The sequence below is a fragment of the Pseudomonas sp. PDM17 genome (genome assembly GCF_014851985.1).
Taxonomy (GTDB): domain Bacteria; phylum Pseudomonadota; class Gammaproteobacteria; order Pseudomonadales; family Pseudomonadaceae; genus Pseudomonas.
The window spans coordinates 49,089-71,862 of the sequence record NZ_JACVAT010000010.1 but is presented as its reverse complement, the minus strand read 5'-3'; the positions used below and the strand labels follow the sequence as shown (position 1 = coordinate 71,862).

General features: G+C 56.7%; 18 protein-coding genes and 2 pseudogenes. 8 read left to right on the top strand and 12 right to left on the bottom strand.

Annotated features, from left to right (window positions below):
• Nucleotides 1-234: 234 nt before the first annotated feature.
• The 4 genes from IB256_RS27770 to IB256_RS27755 form a co-directional block, all read right to left on the bottom strand.
• Nucleotides 235-765, bottom strand: coding sequence for a hypothetical protein (locus IB256_RS27770; RefSeq protein WP_192404766.1), 531 nt, complete (start codon nucleotides 763-765; stop codon nucleotides 235-237).
• Nucleotides 766-819: 54 nt separating this feature from the next.
• On the bottom strand, nucleotides 820-1,173 hold the full coding sequence (locus IB256_RS27765; protein WP_192404765.1) for a hypothetical protein: 354 nt from the start codon (nucleotides 1,171-1,173) through the stop codon (nucleotides 820-822).
• 319 nt (nucleotides 1,174-1,492) lie between these two features.
• A complete protein-coding gene (locus tag IB256_RS30895) occupies nucleotides 1,493-3,583 on the bottom strand; it encodes a sensor histidine kinase (RefSeq protein ID WP_192404764.1) in 2,091 nt (696 codons plus the stop codon).
• On the bottom strand, nucleotides 3,571-4,248 hold the full coding sequence (locus tag IB256_RS27755) for a response regulator transcription factor (protein WP_192404763.1): 678 nt from the start codon (nucleotides 4,246-4,248) through the stop codon (nucleotides 3,571-3,573). Before IB256_RS27755 ends, IB256_RS30895 begins: the two co-directional genes overlap by 13 nt.
• A gap of 253 nt (nucleotides 4,249-4,501) precedes the next feature.
• Between IB256_RS27755 and IB256_RS27750 the strand changes: the two genes are divergently transcribed.
• The 3 genes and pseudogenes from IB256_RS27750 to IB256_RS27740 form a co-directional block, all read left to right on the top strand.
• Complete coding sequence (locus tag IB256_RS27750; RefSeq protein ID WP_192404762.1) at nucleotides 4,502-4,771, top strand: hypothetical protein; 270 nt, start codon at nucleotides 4,502-4,504, stop codon at nucleotides 4,769-4,771.
• Nucleotides 4,772-4,849: 78 nt separating this feature from the next.
• On the top strand, nucleotides 4,850-5,134 hold the full coding sequence (locus IB256_RS27745) for a hypothetical protein (RefSeq protein WP_192404761.1): 285 nt from the start codon (nucleotides 4,850-4,852) through the stop codon (nucleotides 5,132-5,134).
• A 751-nt stretch (nucleotides 5,135-5,885) separates the two neighbouring features.
• Nucleotides 5,886-6,932: pseudogene (locus tag IB256_RS27740) on the top strand (ATP-dependent helicase C-terminal domain-containing protein); the annotation flags it as partial.
• 2 nt (nucleotides 6,933-6,934) lie between these two features.
• Here the strand turns inward: IB256_RS27740 and IB256_RS27735 are convergent.
• Genes IB256_RS27735 through IB256_RS27720 form a run of 4 tightly spaced genes read right to left on the bottom strand, consistent with a single transcriptional unit; the run spans nucleotide 6,935 to nucleotide 13,120 of the window.
• Nucleotides 6,935-8,347: a tyrosine-type recombinase/integrase gene (locus IB256_RS27735; RefSeq protein ID WP_192404760.1), complete on the bottom strand. Its 1,413-nt coding sequence runs from the start codon at nucleotides 8,345-8,347 to the stop codon at nucleotides 6,935-6,937.
• A gap of 1 nt (nucleotide 8,348) precedes the next feature.
• Nucleotides 8,349-8,945, bottom strand: coding sequence for a hypothetical protein (locus IB256_RS27730; RefSeq protein WP_192404759.1), 597 nt, complete (start codon nucleotides 8,943-8,945; stop codon nucleotides 8,349-8,351).
• Between the two features lies 1 nt (nucleotide 8,946).
• Nucleotides 8,947-11,022, bottom strand: coding sequence for an integrase (locus IB256_RS27725; RefSeq protein ID WP_192404758.1), 2,076 nt, complete (start codon nucleotides 11,020-11,022; stop codon nucleotides 8,947-8,949).
• Nucleotides 11,009-13,120 (bottom strand): hypothetical protein, encoded by a 2,112-nt coding sequence (locus IB256_RS27720; RefSeq protein ID WP_192404757.1) that lies wholly within the window; start codon nucleotides 13,118-13,120, stop codon nucleotides 11,009-11,011. The genes IB256_RS27725 and IB256_RS27720 overlap by 14 nt, the downstream gene beginning before the upstream one ends.
• A 233-nt stretch (nucleotides 13,121-13,353) precedes the next feature.
• Here IB256_RS27720 and hrpB point away from each other — a divergent pair.
• A pseudogene (gene hrpB, locus IB256_RS27715) lies at nucleotides 13,354-15,504 on the top strand (ATP-dependent helicase HrpB); the annotation flags it as partial.
• Nucleotides 15,505-15,629: 125 nt separating this feature from the next.
• On the opposite strand, the gene IB256_RS27710 reads toward hrpB, so the two are convergent.
• Nucleotides 15,630-16,400, bottom strand: a complete 771-nt coding sequence (locus tag IB256_RS27710) for a substrate-binding periplasmic protein (RefSeq protein ID WP_192404756.1) — start codon at nucleotides 16,398-16,400, stop codon at nucleotides 15,630-15,632.
• A 104-nt stretch (nucleotides 16,401-16,504) separates the two neighbouring features.
• Complete coding sequence (locus tag IB256_RS27705; RefSeq protein WP_192404755.1) at nucleotides 16,505-17,587, bottom strand: endonuclease/exonuclease/phosphatase family protein; 1,083 nt, start codon at nucleotides 17,585-17,587, stop codon at nucleotides 16,505-16,507.
• 142 nt (nucleotides 17,588-17,729) lie between these two features.
• Here IB256_RS27705 and IB256_RS27700 point away from each other — a divergent pair, with 142 nt between their 5' ends.
• Nucleotides 17,730-18,566, top strand: coding sequence for an SDR family oxidoreductase (locus tag IB256_RS27700; protein ID WP_192290422.1), 837 nt, complete (start codon nucleotides 17,730-17,732; stop codon nucleotides 18,564-18,566).
• Between the two features lie 86 nt (nucleotides 18,567-18,652).
• Here the strand turns inward: IB256_RS27700 and IB256_RS27695 are convergent, their stop codons facing one another.
• Together IB256_RS27695 and IB256_RS27690 are read right to left on the bottom strand one after the other, a co-directional pair.
• Nucleotides 18,653-19,084, bottom strand: a complete 432-nt coding sequence (locus IB256_RS27695; protein WP_192290420.1) for a VOC family protein — start codon at nucleotides 19,082-19,084, stop codon at nucleotides 18,653-18,655.
• Nucleotides 19,085-19,186: 102 nt separating this feature from the next.
• Nucleotides 19,187-19,837 carry a YciC family protein gene (locus IB256_RS27690; RefSeq protein WP_192290418.1) on the bottom strand — a complete coding sequence of 217 codons (651 nt, stop codon included), beginning with the start codon at nucleotides 19,835-19,837 and terminating at the stop codon, nucleotides 19,187-19,189.
• Between the two features lie 157 nt (nucleotides 19,838-19,994).
• On the opposite strand from IB256_RS27690, the gene IB256_RS27685 reads away from it, so the two are divergent.
• The 3 genes from IB256_RS27685 to IB256_RS27675 all read left to right on the top strand — a co-directional run bounded on the left by IB256_RS27685 (nucleotide 19,995) and on the right by IB256_RS27675 (nucleotide 22,747).
• Nucleotides 19,995-20,744, top strand: coding sequence for a DUF2076 domain-containing protein (locus tag IB256_RS27685; protein WP_192290416.1), 750 nt, complete (start codon nucleotides 19,995-19,997; stop codon nucleotides 20,742-20,744).
• Nucleotides 20,745-20,837: 93 nt separating this feature from the next.
• Nucleotides 20,838-21,314, top strand: coding sequence for an NYN domain-containing protein (locus IB256_RS27680; protein WP_192290414.1), 477 nt, complete (start codon nucleotides 20,838-20,840; stop codon nucleotides 21,312-21,314).
• Nucleotides 21,315-21,364: 50 nt separating this feature from the next.
• The gene (locus tag IB256_RS27675; RefSeq protein ID WP_192290412.1) at nucleotides 21,365-22,747 is read left to right on the top strand and encodes a DEAD/DEAH box helicase; all 1,383 of its coding nucleotides are present in this window, start codon (nucleotides 21,365-21,367) and stop codon (nucleotides 22,745-22,747) included.
• Nucleotides 22,748-22,774: the final 27 nt, after the last annotated feature.

Genomic DNA, 22,774 nt, shown 5'->3' with positions numbered 1-22,774 from the left:
ACCGTTGAAGCCGAGGCCCCCGATTGGTCGTTGAGGCCGCTTATGGCCAGCAAGATGATTGATGGCAGGGTGTCGAAGAGCTCGCTGGATGGTCACCTGAAGCGAGCAGACCTGGAGTTTTCGCTGAGGACGTCTAGACATTCGGATCTACCGGTCATGACGAAGATTTACTATGTATTGGTGTCCATCCAGGCGCCTGACGGTCATTGGGCTCTAATGCTGTGAGTTGATGGATCAGTACTTCTTCCACAACCTTGCGAAGTTTCCGTTGCTGTCGCGGAATCCCAGGTAGATATGGCTGAAGGTCTGGCTTACGTCCGGTGATCCCTGCTCACGCCATTCGCGGTCAATCTCCTCAACGATCTCCTCATCTAGCCAAGGCGACTCTAGGCCTACCACCAGCACTCCAGGCCCATAGCAGTTAATGAAAGCTTGGTAGGACGTCTTAGCGGCTTTTTGACGGACAATGTCGCAGAAGGCCCTGGCAAGCTGGGCGTCCATATCCATGTACAGGCCAGCCTCCATCGGACGGTGAACCTGGTCGGCCGCGAAGCCAACAATGTCCTTGGCCCATTCGGGAGAGAAGAACGCGTCGGTGAGCTCCATCCAGGTGGTGGTTACACCATCTGACAAGATCGCGTCCGGCGGATCAGGGCGCTGTGTAACCTTTAGAGCTCCACCAGTTATGCGGTTGTGCTCCGCGACCGCGGCTGCAAGAACTGCATGTTCATGGGCTTGCTGGACGGCCTTACGGTTGGAGGACATGTGGTCTATCTCAAGGTGTTTTCACGAGGATAGGCTTGCCCTGGCCGGGAAGGTTTATGACGGTTCATTCCAGAACGTCTGGGCAAAACCAGCATCATCGGCGAGGAGCAAATTCATCTTGCTGGTGTAGTTTCGCCCTTCAAGGCTCCTATACGTAATCACAACGGGGACTACTGAACCGCTCTGCCACGCTCCAGATTTGCTCCCAAGATATCCGAAAGCATTGGAAGCGACCCTGCCATTGGCGAGCACTGGAATAATCCTCTCCTCAAGCAAGCAGCGCTTTGCATCTCCAGGAACTTCTCCAGCATTTGAGTCCACCAAGGCATTGAGGATGTAGGGCTCGTCCGCGCTAAGCGAAATGTCCTTAGCGGGTCTGTTGCCAGTGTTCTCAAGGAGCAGGTTCAAGGCAATTCCATCTTTACCACCTGAACTCGTCGTGACGCGAGCGCTAAGAATAGGCCGGTTTGTCCTCTGCCAGAGCTGCACAGTGATGCACATAGACGTGAACGCAATGACGGCCGATAGCAGTGCGATGTTGGTTGAGCTGTCCGACATTGTGATACCTCAAAGTGGATATTCCTTCCTGTCGCTAGTAGGGGTTCCTTTCCTCATGCTTCTTTAGCCCGGCGTTGCCGGAAAAGTACGAGCTGTTCGAGGCACGTCTGGGAAGAGGCACGGAGGAGGGCGGCTCCGCCACATCTTTTCCCATCGGCAGAGCTGATGCCTATTTGGCTCTGATCAGCTTGATGTCAAAGCGAACGCCGTTGTCCATATTCTTCACTGTTAGGTCGCCACCCATATTTACAATGTGTTGTCTTGCAGCGAACAACCCCATTCCTTGGTGTTCGTTTTCCCCAGAGCGGCTGCTGACTCCAAACTCAAAAATCTCTTCGATAGGTTGGTTCTTGATATATGGGCCGGTGTTGAAAATATGAATCAGTACCCAGTCAGCGTCGTTATATGCTGTGATGGTGATTTCGGTGCCTGGCTCTCGAAAATCCTGCGCATTATTCAAAATTGCCGTCAGGGCTGCTTCTAGCAGCTCTGCATCTGCACTAACCGTCAGTAATTGATCACGGCTGTTATTCTTAATGTCTGGGTACGATTCCTCCGCATTGCTGAGGTACTCCGACACGTTCTCGCGACTCAGCTTTCCTCTAAAAGAGCTGATTGCCTCTTTAGGGCTGATAGCGGATGGGCTAATTTCGGTTGTACCCATAGGAGAGCTCGAAAGTATCTTCAGCGCATGTGTAATGCGCTTGACGCTTTTGGAACTAGGGTCTTGTGGGCTGCTGTGCCGAATAGTCAAATCCTGTAGCGGGGATTTGATTTCATGACCTAGGGCCCTAAGAAAGTCAGCATGTCTGCTCGCATTCTCTAGTGCTTCTCGTCCATACGATGTAATTGATCTGTGCAGGTCGAGAATACTGGCCCATAGCACGCCAATCTCGTCACTCTTGTTGGTTATAGCGTAGGGTAGTTTAAAGCTTTCAGCGTCTGAGAATTTGTCACGTAGGTATAGGGTGTTTCGTCTTAGGTTATTAAGCGGAGATAGCAGATATAGATGGAGAATTACTCCAGCTAGAATAAGGAAGGTGCAGAGCAGCAGCGCAAAGGTGATGCTGGCGTGCGCCGCAGATCTCCAGCCGCTGAGTACTAACGATGCGTTTCCATTGAGCTCGATAGAGCTCCCGTCCACGAAGCTGTAGGTTTTTTGAGTCGAAATACTAGGTGTTACAGTTCGTATGAAGGTGTCGGAGATGCTTTCGATAACTCGCCTGACTCCACTTCGTTCCGCACGCGAGGCTGCGGCTTGCGAGCTTCTCACCTCGATGGCCTCGCCACGAGCAACCGTGGGTGGGCTGAACGTGAGTGTTTCGCCTAGCGCGAGATACTCAGATGTTCCCGAGAAAGAAAAACGCGGGATTGTCTGTAGCTCTGCAGTGTCAGTGATGGTCTGCTCTGGAACGTTGTCGGCAGGGGTGACGACTCGCAGGGTGACCTTTGACTTGCTTATATCCTCGGGAGGCCAAGCGCGCTCATCTGTAAGTGCATCCTCCATATAAGCCTGAATTGGAACTTGGAGTATGAACTGGTAATGACTGTTAGCTGCGTCAGCTATCAGGATCCGACCTTTGATGTTAGGTTCTCGAGTGTAGGATTGCATCCCATCGCCCAAGTACCTAAATCCGGTCATGCTCCAAGCATCGGGAACCGCCGATTTTCCTGCGTAATCTGGGCGCCGAACCAGGTCGAACGTAACGACGAACTCTCGCTTTTGCCCACGAGCTTCAATAGACACTAAGAAGTGGTGCCCTGATGTCGGTGACTTTGAGTAAACCGGTGGTTTGATTTCTCCTACAAGGTCAAATGATCCTTGGATGTAAGCCATAGCGCCATTTTTGCGGCTTTCTAAAATTCCTGCACATATCTCTGAGTTTGGCTGGCTAATATAGGGGTAGCTACAAGCGTCTAGCTGCTTGATCTCCTCAATATGTCCTGGGAGATAGTTTAAATAGTCCAGAGGTAGTCGGGTTAATGGTAGGCCTCCTTCCCCGGGAGCAGGTCTATCTATGTTCATAAAAGCAATTCGCCCATCAAGACTTTCGAAGTCTGAGGCGACTCGCTGTAGTGTCCTCTGGATTCCGATTTGGTACTGTTTTACAACAGGGGAGTAGCTCAGGCGTAGTACAAGTACAGTCCCCAGCAAGACGATAATTATCATCACTAGAAGCGTGCCGAAAACTAAAACTCTTGCTTTTGCGCGGCCTATATTCTGCAGTAGGCGAGAAATGGATTTGGCTAGTCCTGCCACTGGACACCTTTCATCCTGATTACAGCAATATGTTCTTTTTCGATTCCCGCCTCGATAAGAGCGTCTCGAATGGTTTTAACGTGCTGCCGGATAGCCTCTGGGTTTTTTCCCGTTTTAACAAGGTCGTAATATTCTGGATAAGACACGCATTTCCCTCTGCGCTCATATGTGCGCATCAGGATCAGCTTTGCTGTTTGTGGCAAGTTTAGGGGGCTGCCATCGTATGTGACCTTTCCTGTGGAGCTGTCATGTATTACTAGGTCTGGTGTTTGAGTGACGGGGATGTCAATTTTTGCTCGAAGCATTCTAAGTGCTGAGCTTATAAACTCTTGGCCGTCTGCTGCAATTGGTTTCTCTAAGTAGTCCCAGACGTTTAGCTGGCTCATGACGTTTTTGTAAACAGTCTGCTCAAGTCCGGATACAACCAAGACTGGGCTCTTGTGATGCGTCACGTTTGTATAGACTATCCCAATTCCAGCGTTTTTCTCGGGTGGTAATTCAATATCTAGAACAATTAGGTTGTAGTTGGTTTCTTTGATCGCGGACTCCGCTGATTCACGATCGTAAAATTGATCTACGTTGATGTCGTTCCCAAGCTTCTTGCAAAACTCGGTTAGCGCGGCGTTGACATCCCGAGAGTCTTCAATCACGGCTATTTTCTTCATGGTCTATTCCTCTTCGGTAAGCACGCGAGAGTAGCATAGAATTTTGTTTTAAAGTTGTGCTGAACGTGAGCGTTTCCTCACGTTTGCCTCCGGAATATTCTGTTTGTTAGCAATCATGAGTGCTCGTGATTTTCCTCGGGTATTGATGAGCGAATTCGCTTTTAAGAGGCTATCTCTTTCACGAGATGCTCATTAGTGTTTAGCCCGTACCAATGCTTCCTGCTGGACTCCTTTGGCACTTCGAGGAATATTCATGAAGATAAATATGGCTCATTTGCGTGAGCGCGCTGTAGGCGGAGGGTGGATCAATTTCGCGGTCTTTGATGCGAAGTCCCTGTCGGGTGACAACAACGGACTCCTCTATGCGCTCACAGCCAAGGCTCGCGCTAGTGGTCTGGCGATCGACCAGTCTGCTCTAGCGTTCTATTCCAGCGGGCGGCTCCGCTTCTTCGGTGACCAGAAACTGGTGAGCTACTTAGCCAAGGGCTGGATGCCGGTGTGGACTCACACGATTAATCATTGATTCACTCTGTGGATAGCCGCCATAGATCTTGAGAGTGGCGGGTCTGTTAGTTTTCTTAAATGAAAGGATATTTCCTATATGGCAGTCTATCTCGTTACTTGGAATCTCAATAAAGAACGTAGTAACTATGACGCAGCGCGTCGTGCTTTCATTCAGCACCTTGATCGCTACGAAAGTGTAAAAGATAGCGGTCTCGAATCTGTTCGCTGGGTCAGTACTAACTGGACGGCGAATCAGGTGTCGGATGACCTGCGTACGAAGATGGACGGAAATGATCGCATTTTCGTTACGCAAGTTGTTGCTGGTACTCACCAAGGCTGGCTGAACAATCAAGTATGGGAGTGGATTAACGCTCGTATCTGAGTTGACTCAATATTTGACCATTAGCTCTGGGGCGCGGTGTTTGGGGACACCGCGTAGACTCACACCGATCACCCGCTGCAGAGTGTGGTGGATGCCTTCCAGCCTGGCATTGCCACAAGCGTCGCACATGAGCATCGAGATAGGTTCTGAATTTTCAAACATTGGTATCTCGCGATAGGGCTCGCCAGGGTCGGCTGCTGAGAGCGAACCTAATCGACTTGGCTGCATTAGCAGCCGAGAAACGGAATTACTGAAACTCGACGTCTCTAGGGTGAGCTAAGGCTTCTGCTTCTTAATTTGCTCGTACTCTCGGATTGCGCTCAGCGATTCCTCGGAGAGTGTCCCTGTCACTCCTGGGCAGAGCTCCTCTGCTTTTAGGTAACTTTCGTAGCAAGCGTCGGCTCCGCTCTGGCGGGACGAGTTAACGACGCCATCAATCACGCTCAGTCCAGGCCCGAAGGCCTCTGCTTTCTTGAGATCCGAGACTGCCGCCAGCATGTCTCGATTGTCCTGTAGGGCACAGCTTTTCGTTCCCGCATATACCGCAGCAGCGACCTCCCTGCGGTTGCCAATGCATACAGCTTGGTGAACACCAGCCTCTACGAAATTTGCGAGTAGTTCCGAGTGTGCAGAGCTGTTACCAGGCCGAAATGCCCTGTTCTCTACAAGGACGGCGGTCACGGAAATCACGGAGAACAATGCCGAGCCTATTACCAGTATCGGGTGCCCAGAGAACACGGGTTCAGCCCAAGCACAATTCAGATACCTACGAGGCCCAGCATCAGAGCCGGTTACTGATCCTGATGATCAGCGTTGGTTGGGAGCACTACTGGCATTTGCTTATCCAGATCGAGTAGCTCGTCAGCGGCGAGAGGGCGGCGGTGACTACAGACTGGCGAATGGTCGTGCGGCACAGTTTGGTGAGCCAGACGCGTTGATGAGGGAGCCCTGGCTCGTTATTGCTGATCTCGGTAGCCGACAGGGGCAGCGTGAGGAGCGCATTTATTTGGCTACAGCCCTCGATCCCTCCCTTTTCGACACTGTATTAGCAGAGCAGGTAGCACAGTGCGACGAGCTCGAATGGGATGAGCGAGAAGGTGTCTTGAAGGCAGAAAGGCAGCAGCGAGTGGGTGCGTTGGTGCTCAGCCAAATGGCTCTTCCAAGCCTGGATGAAGAGGCTCGCTCCAAAGCCCTGACCGGGCTTATTCGCCGTAAAGGAATTGAGTTGTTGCCTTGGAAACCAGAGATTCGTCAGTGGCAGGCGCGTGTAGCGCTGCTGCGCAGGTTGGATCTGGAGCAGAAGGGCGAGAGTGAGTGGCCAGATCTGTCGGATGCGGCACTACTGAGTTCGCTTGAGGAATGGCTTCCGCCCTATCTGAGCAAGGTTAGCCGGCTCAGTCATTTCGCGAATCTGGATCTGCAGAGCATCCTACTAGGGCTCTTGCCCTGGCCATTGCCACAGCGCTTGGATGAGCTCGCACCGAGGAGTTTGCAGGTGCCTTCTGGCTCTCGTATCGCGCTGGACTACTCTGAGTATCCCCCTGTACTCGCGGTGCGCCTTCAGGAGCTATTTGGGCTGGCGGAGTCACCGCGAATTGCTGGTGGCCGGCTACGGGTCTTGCTACATCTGCTGTCTCCTGCACGACGGCCCGTTCAGGTAACCCAGGATCTCGAAAGCTTTTGGGCGAATACATACATTGAGGTTAAGAAGGATCTGAAGGGGCGATACCCCAAACACTGGTGGCCGGACGACCCAATGGAGGCAGAACCCACCTCGCGGGCGAAACCTAGAAAATGAGACTAGGTATTTCGCTCGTCAGCGATCAATAGGTCTTCATCTCGTAGCCGTACCAGTTCAGCGTACTGCCTTATGTATTCAGCAACGGGCATGCCGTGCTTTAGCTGTTGTAAAAGCTCATCGTGCTTCTGATCGAAAGTATCAATAACCTTTGATCTGTTAATAGACGCCATGACCTTAGAGAATCCTGAAATTTGCTTGAATGCAAGATGGATGTAAGGGACTAACGACCATGGGTCTTTATGCCCCGTTAACTCCCGTATCTCAGCAAAGAAAATAGCGTTCAGGAATAGCTTGTGCTTGAAAGTGCTAGTGTTTTCAATTTCATATCTAGTGATGAGCTCTATGAAAAGATTGGTAATAAAAGCATGTCTGAACATGTGGGCACACGCCTGCTCTTCGATTTTTGCATGATGGCGCAATGTTCCGAATTCATTTGAAAGGTACCGTGAGGATAATGGCTTTCCTGTGGTGTCAGAAACAAATAGAAGGCCATGATCCGATTTTAAGAATCGCCGAATAGTCGCTGACCTGTAAAGCTCTATGTATTTAATGGCTTCACTTAAGAGCATCTTGGTGACGGGCACCAGCCTCTCTACAATGCCCCCTTGTTTGAAAGTGACCATTCTTAGCTTTGGATGCTTCATGCGAATGGCATTGTATATATCTGCAGTAGTCGTTTCAGTAAGTTCGCCTATGCGGCATCCTGTATGCTCTAGTAAAGAAATGGACAAAGAGCGGCGATACTTTATATGAGAGCTATTAGTAAGATCGGCGGCCGCGACACGAAGCATATTGGTTCTTTCAGGAGTGATCGGGTTTCGAGTGCGAGTGCGTGCGTTTGGCCCAAAAGAGTGATGATCTAAGCTGTAGCCTCCGTGATTTTGGTGTTTGTTACGTGCAGTCACGCGCCGCTTTGTAATGTTGATCGTTCCATTCTCGGCTACAAAATTATCATCACCATGGAATCTTCCAACGAACTCCAGGAAGCCGAGACATGTTTTTCCGACAGATATAACTCTGTTTGTGGTGCTCTGATCTCGCTCAGGAAATCTGGTGGACTTCTGAGTTCTGAGCTTGTAAATGAATTCACTGAAGGTGCTGTCTGTTAGGTCTGTGAGAGAAATTCCTTGGTAGAAACAATAGTTAAGAAGCTGGCCAAATTGAAGGGCATACTCTCCCAGTGTTCCGCATTTGTTGCCTTTTCTTGAGAGTCCTTGTCCCCCTCTGCCTCTTCGTTTTAATAACTCAAGGATATACAGATTTGCTATAAAACAGGGCGATCCATCTGGCCAGCTAATGAATGGAATGTTGTCGCCGCTTTTTGTGAATAGCTTATCTGTGGAAAAGAAATCAAATATTTGAAAGTCTTTTAGCGGAGTAAATAGCTGCTTGTGTCTAAGTTTGGCGTCCATGTCAGCGTCCTGTAATCGGCGTGACATTGGTGGCGTCCGAGATGACGTCATATGGTGCAGAGTTAAGGCTGACAATGGCGCGCACTGTCTTAATGTATTCGTCGGCTCTTTTGTCTTGTATCTGTTTTGTAGACGCACTTCTTATGCTGTTAATTGCCGAGATGGATTGTGACAGAGCCTGGAGAAGTATGAAGTTGGCTTTTCTGGTTTTATCTATGGTTTCCTCAAGCTCAATAACTCGCAAGTTAATCCCTTTGAAGGTTCGCTTGTTGGAAGTATTTGAGCGAGTTTTTGCTACTGTAAGAGCCTCTAGTGCGTCCTTTCTCAATGAGTCGAATTTCTTGAATCCTCCATCGATGTGAAGGTCGCAATAATGCTTCAGCGTGTTTAAACTCATTGGTGTGGTTGAGACTTCAACTCCATCCGCAATCCAGAAGTGATCAAGTTCTGCCAGTGCGCTCTGGCGTTTTAGTGCTTCCCGGATTTTGTTGTCTTCAATATGTCTCCTTGGGTTTATGGCTATATCCCTTAGCAACTCATAAAGCCGGCGCACAGTGTTGCCCAGATCAGCGGTTTCGGATGAGGATGTCTTTGTCATACTATCTCTCCTTGATTATTACAATGACTTTGAGTTTTTGGCCTTTGGGATCATTGTAAAAAACAGGTGTGACTTCTATTCGTTCATCATCAATTAGATTCAAAATTGCATTTTCCAAATCCGTTGTATCTACAAGAGAGTGACTATCTACACCATATTCAGACTTGATAAGCGCGGAAAGATCCTCGTAAGCGTTATGGTGCTCCGGGTCAACCATTGCCTCTGCAATGTATTGGGCCTTGGATTCGTTTATTGTTGCGCCATCAATGTTCTCCGTGATGTAGTTCCAAATATGTTGAAGGTCTGTATGCCCTAACATCCAACGGAGAGTGTCTAAGCCTCCAATATTGCTGCACTTAAAAAATAGAAGAGCAAAAAATCTGCGAAACTGATGTTGACGTACGTAGTATCTCCGCCCTGAGGAGTCTAGCGGCGTTTGAAAGTAGTCGCAGAATAAGTCTAAGTTGTTATTAAATGTAGCCGCACTCGCCTCAACGAAATGGAAGCTACTCTTATGTGGTGAGGAAAATAAAGTCTGCAGACTTTCTCCGCTAATTTTCCCTACAAAGTCATGGAGTTCGGACAGCGTCTCAATCATTTCTACAGCTACAGACGGTATTGGTCGTGCTACTGCTCCGCGTATCCCGTAAACTGATCTTGTGCTTTTCCGAAGAAAAAATATAAGCCAGGATTTTGTCTCGTCGAGACAGCCTTTTAGCAGTAGGTCAATGAGCTCTCCAGCTCTTCGGGCGCATAATGTACCCACAACAACTTGGACGCATGCTATATATATCCGCAGCATTTCGATGAGCCCAGCATTTTTTCTGAGTTCTTCGAAGTGCTCATTCTTTGCTGATTTTACCACCTTGTGGTACTGCCCCGATGTTCTCGCGGAGAGACCAATTTTAGTTAGTCCAAGGTCGACGGCAGAAGGCTGAGCTGCATTGAGCTTTGCATAAGTCTCTTCGTTTAATGTCGATACAGTTGTTTTACGGGTTGAGCAGTAGAGATAAATTCTCTTTAGCGAGGTTTTCAAGGTTTCAGCATGCGCATAATGAAATTCGATTGCATTTCTTAAGCAGTTAAATACGACTTCGGATGGGAGTGTCCGAAAGCGTCCGACTGCAGAATGCTCAAACTCCACATGGCAAATTTCTGATAGATACTCCATGGAAGGCACAGGGAGATCGTAGTCATGCAATAGTGCTAGGCTGAACATTGCTCTCCGATAGTTGGCGAACGAGCTTAGGCTCATTTGTATGCCAGTGCCTGTTGTTACGGGTACCGCCGTATATTCGCGCTCAAAAGGTTCTGCTTCTGCGAAAAAGCTTAATGATTCTTCAGCGCTTTTCAGAGTGGTTCTGGCGTACAGAGTGTTCTTGTAAATTATCTCCGATATTTTTATCGTGTGAATTCTGTATTCGCTATGGTCAGGGCGTCGATATAGCTCGGCTGCAAATAGACATGCCCTCACCTTCGTCAAAAGTTCAATTGGAAAGTTAAGACTGAATTGTTCGATCTGATCGGGGGATACGACACTCATTTCCGGGTGCTTTGAAAGCACTTCTTCAATTTTGCTGGTAGGGGTCGTGCTGATGAGTTCGATGCAGAAGTTACTGAGACACGCCTTCCATGAGTAAATTGATTCGGTGGTGTCTTTTTGAGAGGAGATCTGCTTGAGAATGGATTTCAGGTCGCCAGTAGAGAGGCCCTCAAGACCATATTTGCAAATCTCGAACTTTGAATCATTAATGAGCAAGTAGTCGATAATCTTAATTGCACATCTGAACTGAATTTTCTGTGTTGTATGTGCGTTGCTGGTTAGGCCTCGTCCGCCATAATTCATAGTGGCTGCAATGAGATATGATTTAATTGTTCTTAATGTTCGCGCGTGTTGCGGATCCGTCAGTAATGAATCGTCGCTCAATTGAATGGCCCAATTTATGTCCTGGGCTTTCTTATTGAATCTGTACTGCCATGTAGGTGCGTCAAAGTCACTGACTAGCCACCAACACTTCGTGATATCAGGAAGTGTATAAATATCATTCAAGAAGCTTAAGCTGTCAGGAAGGATCATAAATTATCTCGCTCATCTGATCTGGTTCCAGATTTTTAAGCGCTTCTGAGAGGTGGCTCTTCAGAGTGAAGTCGGTGCCTGCCTCGATTTCTCGCTTTAGAGTATTTGCAAATCTGGCCCAGTACTGAGCTTTGGCTGAGATGCTTTTCTTTGATGACTCTTGTGCTGTCTCGACTGCTATTTTCAGAGACATGAGTACAGATAAAATTGACGGGCTAACGCTAATGTATGCGTGCCCTTGATTTTTATTGCCTTCTGCAAGCTTTTCTCTGCTAGATACATCTTCTGGGATATCCTTAAGTGCATAGGCGCTAAGGAATTCATGGAGTTCGCCCATGCTTCTAGACTTTGTTGCTTTCAATATGTCTGGGCTGTCTTTTAAAGCAATGCAGATAATTGCGTTCTGGAACACTCGAATATATCGTGACTGAATGAAGTTCAGGAGTTCATGGGGGAGATATCGCGCCACTATGTTCGGAACGTAATTTTTATGCCCAAGCTCTAGGGATGCCAGTAATGTGCTGTTATGCTCTATATAGCTTGACACCACTCTGGAGCCACGGATCGTTGATAGAGAAACCCGCTTAAGGAATTCGAAAAGCTGAGCGCCTGTCAGTGATGTGTGTGGAGCGAACTGGGCAGCTAAAATTTGTCCGGTGCTGCTGCTGGGAAGCCTTAGGTTATTCCAGCTAAATATTTCTGGACACGTTGGCTCGGCGTAAATTCTGCCCGAAGACAAAAATAGATTCCGCCACCGATCGTCGCCTTTCAGCTTGAGGTATTCCCTCATCGGGTTTGTGATTTTGATCAACTCTTTAACCAGATTTTCTGTCTCTGATGTTAAGTCGATTTTTTGCTCTGAATTCTTGTTCTTTTTCCGGTCTTTGAAGCCAATAAGTTGATGCCCGCTTGTTGTTTCAATAAATCCAGACATTTCGCCTCGAATGTCGTAAAGCTTTAAGCCATCAAAAAAGCTATGTGTGATCTCGGGGTGTCGAGCTACGAGCAAGCACTGGAACGGAAAAAGATCCGCGGAACTCGGAAGAGCAAATAGCTTTGCTAAATCCACTCTGTAAACATCAGTTCCGAACTTTGAGTCAAGATAGGTTCTGTCGAACTTGTATCCGTCCCGTGCAAAAGTTGCACACACATTTTCGAGGCCTATGCTTTCCAGCGGCTTGCTGCCTACTGTTTTATTTATTGGCGTGCCTTTCTCAGCTAAACGATCTCGATTTCTCCGGGAACTGATCAGTTTTGCTGTTTCAGATAGGGCCCAGTTAACTACGACTTCGAGATCTTCGTTAATTTCTTTGAAGAGCAATTGAATTGCTTGCTCGTCAGTAATGTGTAGTGGAATGTCGGTTATTAGTTTTGTTCTAACTTGTTTGCCGTCTGGATTTATTTTAATGCGGGATTTTGTTGGGTCTAGGTCGCTGGCTGTTACATGTGGGAGAGGCTTGTAAGGAGTTGCCCATATTTTGGAAGCGATGAAGCAGTCGTGAATATTTGCAGTGAATGTATTCCAGAGCTTCTTCTGTGCTTCTAGATTTAGTTTTTTTGATTCTGCTCGTTTGAAGAAGAAGTACATGAACTTTGCAAAAAAGTCCCATACCTTTCCAGGGTTTTGGAATGTGGAGGCTGGCCAAGAGCTCTTATTGGCAGATAAGAACTCCATCATAATTGAGAAGACAGCTTGCACTGGCCTAGCTTGAGATGCAAAGAATTGCTTTATGCCTCTATGAAGTAATAGTGCGAATTCACTTCCATGCGACAAGTAGATTATCGGAAAAGGCATGTATATATTTTTCTTTTTTCGAGTAACGACAACCCAGTCTTGCCAGTAAGTTAGCTTGTCTGGAGCTATCGAGTAGCTTTTCCAATATGAGGAGTGCAGCTCTGGAAGGTTCGGATTCCAATCTATTGGATTCCCTTCATTAGCTTCGAAGATGACTTGGTTGTAGAGCCAAACAATTAATCTTGCGTACTTGTTTCTGGTGTCCTTATTTGAGCTCACGAGTGACTGATCGCTCAAGGAACCAACGAACCTAAGCACCGTTTTCCGCTGACTCTCCGGAGTGCTGAGGTCGGCATTGGTCAAGTCGCAAAAGCATTCGAAGAGCTTAAGGGCGGTCTGCTTCGCCTCGCTCTTAGCGCCAATTTGCAGAAAGCGCTGCAGCGGCGAGCTGGGAAGTACGCAGAAGGGAAAGTACCTTAAGCAAGCTGTCGAATTGATGATTGTCATTGCGAGAATGATCTCTGCTTACCTGCTAACCTAACGCTAGACAAGGATCTTCTGTTCGTTGACAAAAAACGACGAATGGCAAAATGATCGAGCGCTCACTGGATGCCGATCTGGCGCTGGCGCTGACCCTCAATGGTCGCGCACTGCTACGCGACGAGCCACCGCTCAAGGTGCTGGTGATGTCGGCCACGCTGGAAGGCGAGCGCCTCTCCGCGCTGCTGGACGACGCGCCGGTGGTGCGCAGCGAGGGGCGCATGTTCCCTGTGGCTATTCGCTGGGGCCGGCCATGGCAGGCCGGCGAGTTCATCGAGCCGCGCGTGGTGCAGACGGTTCTGCAGGCGCTGGCCGACGAGCCCGGCAGCCTGCTGGTGTTCCTGCCCGGCCAGGCGGAGATTCGCCGCGTCGCCGAGCAGTTGGGCGAGGCCCTGGTCGGCCGCTCCGATGTCCTGCTCTGCCCGCTGCATGGCGAACTCGACCTCGACGCCCAGCGTGCTGCTATCGAGCCGGCGCCGGCGGGCAAGCGCAAGGTGGTGCTGGCGACCAACATCGCCGAGACCAGCCTGACCATCGACGGCGTGCGTGTCGTCGTGGACGCAGGGTTGGCGCGGGTGCCGCGATTTGATCCGGGCAGTGGCATGACCCGCCTGGAAACCCAGCGCGTCTCCCGCGCCTCCGCCACCCAGCGCGCTGGCCGTGCCGGGCGGCTGGAGCCGGGCGCCTGCTACCGCTTGTGGTCCGAGGCGCAGCACGATCAACTGCCGGCCTATGGCGCGGCGGAAATCCTCCAGGCCGATCTGGCCGGCCTCGCCCTGCAGCTGGCGCGCTGGGGTGTCGCCCCGCAGGAGCTGGCCTGGCTCGACCTGCCGCCCGCCGCCGCTTATGCGCAGGCCCAGGACCTGCTGGAGCGCCTCGGCGCGCTGGCTTCCCGCGCCGGTGGCGGCAGCCTCACGCCCCACGGTCAGGCCATGGCCGAAGTGCCGGCGCACCCGCGTATCGCCCACCTGCTGCTGCGTGGCCATGCGCTCGGGCTGGGGCAACTGGCTTGCGACCTGGCCGCTTTGCTCGGTGAGCGCGACATCCTGCGCGGCAACGACGCCGACCTGCATCACCGCATCGCCTTGCTGGCCGGCGAGCAGAACGGCCCGCGCGCCAGCCGGGGCGCGGTGCAGCGGGTGCGCCAGCTGGCGCGACAGTTCAGGGGCTACCTGCGCGGCCCGGCGCGCGAGCCGGTGGCCGACCCCGATCATCCGCGCTGGCTGGGCGGCCTGCTGGCCTTTGCCTACCCGGACCGCATCGCCCGCCAGCGACGTGTCGGTGGCGGCGAATATCGCCTGGCCAACGGCCGCGCGGCGCTGTTCGGCGAGCCGGATGCGCTGATGAAGGAAGCCTGGCTGGTGGTCGCCGATCTCGGCAGCCGCCAGGGCCAGCGCGAAGAGCGCATCTACCTGGCGGCGGCGCTGGAGCCGGGGCTGTTCGAGTCGATCCTTGCCGAACAGGTCAGTGTCCACGACGAGCTGGAGTGGGACGAGCGTGAAGGCGCGCTGCGCGCCGAGCGCCAGCGCAAGGTCGGTGAGCTGGTGCTGTCCACCGAGGCGCTGCCCAAACTCGACGCCGAGGCGCGCAGCCGCGCGCTGCTCGGGCTGGTGCGGCGCAAGGGGCTGGAGCTGCTGCCGTGGACGCCGGAGCTGCGCCAGTGGCAGGCGCGCATCTCCTTGCTGCGTCGGCTCGATCTGGAAGGCAAGGGCGAGAGCGAGTGGCCGGACGTCAGCGACGCCGCGCTGCTGGCTTCGCTGGAAGACTGGCTGCTGCCGTACCTGGGCAAGGTCTCGCGGCTGTCGCACTTCGCCAATCTGGAGCTGAGCGGGATGCTCCATGGGCTGCTGCCCTGGCCGCTGCCGCAACGGCTGGACGAGCTGGCGCCACGCGCGCTGCAGGTGCCGTCCGGCTCGAATATCCGCCTGGATTACAGCGAGTTTCCGCCGGTGCTCGCCGTTCGCCTGCAGGAGCTGTTCGGCCTGGCCGATACGCCGCGCATTGCCGGAGGACGGGTGGCGGTGAAGCTGCACCTGCTGTCGCCAGCACAGCGGCCGGTGCAGGTGACCCAGGACCTGGCCAACTTCTGGCGCAGCACCTATGCGGAAGTGAAGAAGGACCTGAAGGGGCGCTATCCGAAGCACTACTGGCCGGATGACCCGCTGATCGCCGAGCCGACGGCGCGGGCCAAGCCGCGCAAGGGGTAGGTCTGGCACAGACGTGATGTGCTCCCTGTAGGAGCGGGCCATGCCCGCGATCGCGCGCATGGCCCGCTCCTACAGGTCGTCTCCGTCGCTTGAGTACGCTCCTGCGCCATTCCCGCCTTACGGAGTCAGGGCAACTTCATCTCGTAACCCGCCGACTGCAGTTCGTCGTAGGCGTGGTCCAGCTGCGCGCGCAGGCCTTCGGCGTCGGGGGCGTGGCGGGAGACGATGAGCTTGGTCGGCACGCTGTACAGATTGTCGAAGGCCAGCGGCGCCATGTTCAGCTCGCGGCGCGCCTGTTCCACCGGGGTCTGGTAGTCGATGAGGTAATCACCGCGACCGCGTTCGAGCATCTGCAGGGCGGCGGTGTGGGTGCTGGTGCGGTGCACTTCCAGCTGCAGTTTCGGGTCGGCCAGCATCTCGGTGATCGGCCGCCAGTAGCTGTAGCCGCTGATCAGGATCACCCGACTGCCGCTCAAGCCCTCGGGCAGCTTCGGCGAGGAGCGCGAGGCCAGGCGATAGAGGTTCAGCTCGACATGCCCCAGCACGCGTTCGCACTCCAGCGTGCTGCCCAGCAGTTCCGGCTTGCCCGGCGCGCCGGCCCAGAGCTGCACGCTGCCGTCCTGAAGGCCCAGGTACAGGCGGGCGCTGGGCAAGGGGCGGAAATCGGCGCGATAACCGGCCTTGAGCAGGATGCGCCGGACCATCTCGGCGCCACTGCCGCGAGTGCTGCCGTCCGGGGCGGTATAGGTGTAGGGCGGGAATTCGTAGTAGCCGACGGTCAGGGCCGGCAGCGGATGCGGTAGCCGGTCGGCCAGCGTGGGCCGGTCGACGGCGAAGGCGAAGGCGTTGAGGCAGAGCAGGGCGACGATCAGCCCGACGAGACGGCGAAAGTGCATGGATACCCGAAGTGCGTGTTGTCGTTGTTATGCAGTGCCGGCCGAGCATGGGGCCGCCGCGCCTCGCTTGTCCAGTCTGGCCCGGTGGCGATGTGCCGCGGCTCTCAGTGGGGCAGCAGGAAGCGCGCGGAGAGCGGCAAATGGTTGGAGATGCGCAGGGTATCGTGGCTGCGCACGCCGGCATCGAGGCGGTTCAGGCCGGGGCTGTGGAACAGGTAGTCGAGGGTGCGATCGGGCTTGTGCACGCGCGGGTCGTTGGGGAAGTGGGTGTACCACTTCTCCTGGTCGGCGCCGCTGGATTCCTCCACCGCCGGGACCACCGGGAAGCGCGCCGCCAGCAGGTTCAGCTCGCTGTTGGCGCGGTAGGGCGCGCGCAGCACTTCCGGCAGGTAGGGGTACTGGCCCAGCGGCAGGAGGCCGAGGTCGCCGCCCAGCAGCCAGGGGCGGCCGGCGGCCTGCAGGGTGTTCAGGTGGGCTTCGACGGCGTCGACCTGGCGCTGCGGGGTGTCGTCGCCGCTGGGGCGCTCCAGGCGCGTGTTGATCACGCTGAGCTGGCCGCCGCCGCGGATCGGCAGGTCGCTCTGCAGCAGCGCCGGTTGCGGGGCGAACAGGTGCAGCAGCGGGATCGACGAGCGCTGCGGCAGCGCAATGCGCTCGCCGCTGGTGATCTGGAAGCGGCTGAACGTCACCAGCTTGCGTCCGGCGCTGCCGAACACGTGGGGATTGGGGTCGAAGCGCGCCTTCCAGTCGAAGGCGGCGGTGGAGCAGGGGTAGAGATCGGTCAGGCGGTCGCCGATCAGTGCCTGCTGGTCCTGCTTGCCGGTGACGGCTGCGCCATCGTCCACTTCCTGCAGCAGGACGATGTCCGGGGCTTCGTCGCGGATCACCCGCACCACCTCGTCGAGGCTGTAGGCGATGTCCTCGGGGCTGGGGCTGTCGTCGGGGCCGGTGGTATCGGGCAGGTCGTCCCAGAAGATGTAGCGCTTGCCGGCCAGGTACTGGACGTTCCAGGTCATCACCTTCAGCGCCTGCCCTGGCTGCAGTTGCGGCGCGGGCGCGCGGCACTGCGCGGCGACGGCCTCGCGCTCGGCGGGATGCCAGGCCAGCAGCCAGGCGGCAGCGGTGGCGGCGAGCAGCAGGGCGATGAACAGCACGAAGAGGAAGCGGCGGCGAAGCGAGAGGCTCATGGGTGACCAGGGACTATGCTTGTTGGGTCCAGAGGATAGTGTCTGTGTCCGCGCATTTCACCTGCGCATTTGCCGCGCGAAGCATCCTGCAACCTTGAGGCAGGCCGTACACCGCGCCCTGCGCCTGCTCCGGGAGGTCGCCATGCCACGCTCGTTGTTCTCGCACTCGGTGTACCGGCGCAAGGTGGTGCTGGTCAGCGGCGGCTGTTCCGGCATCGGTCGTGCGCTGGTGCTGCGCTTCGCCCGGGCCGGCGCGCATCCGGTGATCCTCGACCTCGACCAGGCGGCGCTGGACAGCCTGGTGCAGCACCTGCGCGAGCACCTGAACGTCGAAGCCCTCGGCCTGCGCTGCGACATCGCCGATGCCGAGGCGGTGGAGCGCGCGATGGCGCTCGCCGTCGAGCGCTTCGGCGGCATCGACGTGCTGGTGAACAACGCCGGTATCACTCACCGCAGCCTGTTCATCGAGACCGAGCTGGCGGTGTTCCGGCGGGTGATGGCGGTGAACTTCTATGGCGCGCTGCACTGTACTCAGTCGGCGCTGCCCAGCCTGCTGGCGCGGCATGGGCAGATCGTCGTGCTCAGTTCGCTGACCGGCTTCGCCCCGCTGCTCTACCGCAGCGCCTACAACGCCAGCAAGCATGCGCTGCACGGACTGTTCGACACCCTGCGCATGGAACTGGACGGCACCGGCGTGGCGATTACCCTGGCCTGCCCGGGCTTCACCGCCACCGACCTGCGCAAGAACGCCCTGGTGGGGGACGGCTCGGTAATCCGCCAGCCGGCCGTGGTGCTGGGCACGGAAGTGGCCTCGCCGCGCGACGTGGCCGAGGCGATCTACCAGGGTGCGCTACGCCGCCGGCGGTTGTTGGTGCTGTCCAACGTCAACTGGCGGGCGCGGCTGCTGGCGCGCTTCTTCCCGCGGCTGTTCGAGAAGCTGCTGGTGCCGAAGATGTCGGGGCTCAAGCCGGGGCATTGAGTGATTGCTTCAGATGCAAGCTCGAACAGTTAACGTAGGGCGGATAACGCCTACGGTGTTATCCGCCGCCCTCCGTGTGAGGCTCATCAGTGGGAGTGGGTCTCGAAACCGCCGCCCGCCAGCGCCATGTCCCAGAACGATGCCTCGATCTTGTGCCCGTCCAGGTCGCGGATGAAGCAGCCGTAGTAAGGGTCGCCATACAGCGGGCGCGGGCCGGGGGCGCCTTCGTCGGTGGCGCCGGCAGCTATCGCGGCGCGGTAGAAGGCGTCCACCTCGTCGCGGGAATTGGCCATGAAGCCGAAGTGCGTACCGTTGCCGACGCTGGCCGGGCGGCCGTCGATGGGGCTCTGCAGCCAGAACTCGGGAAACACCCGGCCGTAGGCCACGGCGCCGGGGTGCTCCATGATCGGCTGGCAGCCCAGGGTCGGCAGCACGGCGTCGTAGAATGCCTTGGCGCGCGGGTAGTCATTGGTGCCGATGGAAATGTGCGAAAGGCAGCTGGGCGGGAAGTCGCTCACGGCGAGTCTCCTTACTCCGGATTTTCGGGGGGTGGGAAGGAGACTCCAGCGTAGAACCCCGGCGCGCGATGCGCCGGAGGATTTGTTGCGAGTTGCTGCCGCTCAGGCCGCCTCGCGGCCGAGCAGGATGAAGATGCGGTAGGCGGCCACCGTCAGCAGCAGCTGGAAGAACCCGCTCAGCGAGTGCAGCACGACGCTGAGCACCGGCGCGTTCTGGCCCGCTTCGGTGATCCAGCCTTCGGCGATCCAGACCGGCGCGAGGATGGCCAGGGAGGTCATCAGTAGCAGGAAGAAGTGCCCGGTGGTCAGCGCGAAGCTCTCGCGCATCGCGTCGATGGGCGAGCGGCCGCGCTGCACCAGGAGGAATTCGGCGAAGGCCAGCTTGATCATCACGAAGATGCCCGGCAGCACCATCAGGTACAGGCCGATCACGATCAGCAGCGAAGTGATCGCCGAGAGCAGGGCGAAGGCCGGCCACAGCCGCAGCGCCGCGCTCCACAGTTCGCGCACGCTGCGCTGCACGCCTTCGCCGGTGTCGATCATGAACAGGATCAGGCTGGCGGTGTAGATCGGGTAGAACACCAGGCCCGCGGCCATGCCCCAGGGCGCGAAGTTCTGCGGGCCGGCGGCGACGTTGATCTGCTGCTGGACCAGTGTCTCGATGACGATCCAGGGCAGGCACAGCGGCACCAGGATGCCGAGGTGACGGGAGAAGAAGAACCAGGTGTCGCGGAGGATGGAAAGGGGATTCATCAGTAACCCGATACTGTCCGAGGGCTTCGACTCTAACTTAAGCAAACCCTCAGCTGAAGACGCCAGAATTCTGCGACCGGAACTTGTTTTTTTGCGAGCCGATCCAATGTTGCAAAGGCAATGTTCTGCCGAACCACCCGCTCACTCGAGGCCTGCCATGAATTCCGAAGAGCAATCCCTGATCGATGGTCTGTTCACCCGCCTGCGTGACGCGCAGGCACAGACCGCGCCACGCGACGCCGATGCCGAGGCGCAGATCAACCGGCACCTGGTGCAGCAGCCGGCCGCGCCCTACTACATGGCCCAGGCGATGCTGATCCAGGAAGCGGCGATCAAGCGCCTGGACCAGCGCGTCAAGGAACTGGAAGCGCAGCAGGCCAGGGCGCAGGAGCAGCGGCCGAGCAGCGGCGGCTTCCTTGCCGGATTGTTCGGCGGCGGCCAGAGCCCGCAACCTCGGCAGGATCAGGCGCAGCAGCGCCCAGACGGCTGGGGCCAGACACGCTTCTCGCAACCGGTCGGTGGTAACGCGGCTTACGCCAACAACCCCGGCGCCAGCAACCCGAACGACTTCAGGCCGGCCCAGCCTGCGCAAGCGGCGCCCCAGGGCGGCGGCTTCATGCGCGGCGCGCTGCAGACCGCTGCGGGCGTGGCCGGTGGCGTGATGGTGGCGGACCTGCTGACCAGCATGTTCCACCACAACCAGCCGCAGGAAATCGTCGAGGTGATCCAGGAGCAGCCAGTGCAACCGGAGCCGTCCAGCTTCGACGACGGGCGCGGCGATGACTCATCCCTGGGCGGTGACCGCTACGCCGACAACGGCTTCAACGATGCGAGTTACGACGACAGCGGCAGCTTCGGCGACGATTCGAGCTTCTTCGGTGACGACGACGGCGACCTGTTCAGCTGACCCGAATGCGGGGTCATCCCGCCCGCCGGGACTGGCGGGGGCGCGCCGCTGTGCCGATAATGCGCCCCCGCTGTTCGAGTCCCGGAGTCACCGTTGAAGACCATCGCCCTGTTCGCCGACGTGCAGAACCTCTACTACACCGTGCGTCAGGCCTACGGCTGCCACTTCAACTACGCCGCGCTGTGGGCCGAGCTGAGTGCCCAGGGCACCATCGTCCAGGCCTACGCCTACGCCATCGACCGTGGCGACGCCAGGCAGCAGCAGTTCCAGCAGATCCTGCGCAAGCTCGGCTTCACCGTGAAGCTCAAGCCCTACATCCAGCGCGCCGACGGCTCGGCCAAGGGTGACTGGGACGTCGGCATCACCATCGATATCCTCGACGCCGCGCCGAAGGTGGACGAGGTCGTGCTGGCCTCCGGCGACGGCGATTTCGACCTGCTGCTCGACCGCGTCCGTGCCGGTGGCACCGACGCCACCGCCTACGGCGTGCCGGGCCTCACCGCCCAGGCGCTGATCCGCGCGGCCACCCGCTACGTGCCCATCGAAGGCGCGCTGCTGCTGCGCTCCTGACCCTTGCGGCTACAATGCCGCCCATTCCGAATCGTTTCTGCGAGCGCTCCATGACCTTCGCCAATCTCGGCCTGATCGATCCCCTCCTGCACGCCCTCGACGGGCTCGGCTACCAGAACCCGACGGCGGTGCAGGCCCAGGCCATCCCGGCCGTGCTCAAGGGGCGCGACCTGCTGGCCGCCGCCCAGACCGGCACCGGCAAGACCGCCGGCTTCGCTTTGCCGCTGCTGCAGAAACTGCTGCAGGAAGGTCCGCAGGTGGCGGCCAACTCGATCCGCGCGCTGGTGCTGGTGCCGACCCGCGAGCTGGCCGAGCAGGTGCACGAGAGCTTCCGCGCCTATGGCCAGCACGTGCCGTTGCGCACTGCCGTGGCTTACGGCGGGGTCAGCATCAACCCGCAGATGATGAAGCTACGCAAGGGCGTCGACGTACTGGTGGCCACGCCCGGCCGCCTGCTCGACCTGTACCGGCAGAACGCCCTGAAATTCACCCAGCTGCAGGTGCTGGTGCTGGACGAAGCCGACCGCATGCTCGACCTCGGTTTCGCCCGCGAACTGGACGAGGTCTTCGCCGCGCTGCCCCGGCGCCGGCAGACCCTGTTGTTCTCCGCGACCTTCTCCGACGCCATCCGCCAGATGGCCCGCACCCTGCTGCGCGACCCGCTGACCATCGACGTGGCACCGCGCAACACGGCGGCGAAGACGGTGAAGCAGCACCTGCTCACCGTCGACAAGAAGCGCAAGGCCGAGCTGTTCCTGCACCTGCTACGCGAACAGGGCTGGCGCCAGGCGCTGGTGTTCGCCAAGACCCGCAAGGGTGTGGACGAACTGGTCGACCTGCTGCAGCGCGAAGGCATCCGCGCCGACTCGATCCACGGCGACAAGCCGCAGCCCTCGCGCCTGCGCGCCCTGGCGCGGTTCAAGGCCGGCGAGGTGGACTTCCTCATCGCCACCGACGTCGCCGCGCGAGGCCTGGATATCGAGGAGATGCCGCTGGTGGTCAACTTCGACCTGCCCATCGTCCCCGAGGATTACGTGCACCGCATCGGCCGGACCGGCCGTGCCGGCGCCAGCGGGCAGGCGATCTCGCTGGTCTGCGCCGATGAAGTGCAGCAGCTGGCCGCCATCGAGACGCTGATCGGCCAGACCCTGCAGCGCCAGGAGGAAGACGGCTTCGAGGCGGAGCACCGGGTGCCCGTCACCGCTCCGGGTGGCCAGATCACGAAGAAGCCGAAGAAGCCCAAGCAACCCAAGGTGCCCGAAGGCAAGCCGGGCAAGGTGCACCTTGGCTCGTTGCTGGACGACAAGCCGCAGGTCAAGGCGGTGCGCAGGACGCCGGGCTTCGGCCTCGGCGGTAAACCGGCCGCTGGCAAACCTTCTTCCGGCAAATCGTCCGCTGGCAAGCCGAACGGCAAGGGCGCTCGCCGGCCCTGAGCCGATTCGGCGCGCCCCTGCTTCATC

Bases quoted from the DNA above. Each gene is read 5' to 3' on its own strand.
- IB256_RS27750 (WP_192404762.1), top strand. From the start codon at position 4,502: ATGAAGATAAATATGGCTCATTTGCGTGAGCGCGCTGTAGGCGGAGGG.
- IB256_RS27725 (WP_192404758.1), bottom strand. From the start codon at position 11,022: ATGATCCTTCCTGACAGCTTAAGCTTCTTGAATGATATTTATACACTT.
- IB256_RS27705 (WP_192404755.1), bottom strand. From the start codon at position 17,587: ATGAGCCTCTCGCTTCGCCGCCGCTTCCTCTTCGTGCTGTTCATCGCC.
- IB256_RS27700 (WP_192290422.1), top strand. From the start codon at position 17,730: ATGCCACGCTCGTTGTTCTCGCACTCGGTGTACCGGCGCAAGGTGGTG.
- IB256_RS27735 (WP_192404760.1), bottom strand. From the start codon at position 8,347: ATGGACGCCAAACTTAGACACAAGCAGCTATTTACTCCGCTAAAAGAC.
- IB256_RS27675 (WP_192290412.1), top strand. From the start codon at position 21,365: ATGACCTTCGCCAATCTCGGCCTGATCGATCCCCTCCTGCACGCCCTC.
- IB256_RS27745 (WP_192404761.1), top strand. From the start codon at position 4,850: ATGGCAGTCTATCTCGTTACTTGGAATCTCAATAAAGAACGTAGTAAC.
- IB256_RS27730 (WP_192404759.1), bottom strand. From the start codon at position 8,945: ATGACAAAGACATCCTCATCCGAAACCGCTGATCTGGGCAACACTGTG.
- IB256_RS27690 (WP_192290418.1), bottom strand. From the start codon at position 19,837: ATGAATCCCCTTTCCATCCTCCGCGACACCTGGTTCTTCTTCTCCCGT.
- IB256_RS27685 (WP_192290416.1), top strand. From the start codon at position 19,995: ATGAATTCCGAAGAGCAATCCCTGATCGATGGTCTGTTCACCCGCCTG.
- IB256_RS27770 (WP_192404766.1), bottom strand. From the start codon at position 765: ATGTCCTCCAACCGTAAGGCCGTCCAGCAAGCCCATGAACATGCAGTT.
- IB256_RS27755 (WP_192404763.1), bottom strand. From the start codon at position 4,248: ATGAAGAAAATAGCCGTGATTGAAGACTCTCGGGATGTCAACGCCGCG.
- IB256_RS27710 (WP_192404756.1), bottom strand. From the start codon at position 16,400: ATGCACTTTCGCCGTCTCGTCGGGCTGATCGTCGCCCTGCTCTGCCTC.